This window comes from Pseudomonas sp. 65/3-MNA-CIBAN-0223 (assembly GCF_040310425.1).
Lineage (GTDB): Bacteria > Pseudomonadota > Gammaproteobacteria > Pseudomonadales > Pseudomonadaceae > Aquipseudomonas > Aquipseudomonas gregormendelii.
Map to the genome: position 1 here is coordinate 1 of NZ_JBEOPV010000376.1, position 232 is coordinate 232.

Genomic DNA, 232 nt, shown 5'->3' on the forward strand with positions numbered 1-232 from the left:
TTGTTACCGCTATTGGCCGGAGTGACAACACGTTACTTGCTTAATCGCCGCCATGGATTAGCCGCAGTTAACTCATTTTTGGCCACCTTAAAACCATGGTCGATTATCGGCTTACTGGCCACTGTGGTGTTGTTGTTTGGTTTTCAAGCTGAAGTCATTGTGTCTGATCCGCAAACCATTGGCTTGATAGCTGTGCCTTTGATTATTCAAACTTACGGTATTTTTATTATTG

Annotated in this window: 1 protein-coding gene; it reads left to right on the plus strand. The window is 43.1% G+C overall.

Features of this window, described 5'->3' with window-relative positions; translation table 11 throughout:
* Nucleotides 1–232, plus strand: a 232-nt coding sequence (locus AAEZ09_RS29290; protein WP_502947627.1) for an arsenic resistance protein, incomplete at both ends; no start/stop codon positions are given.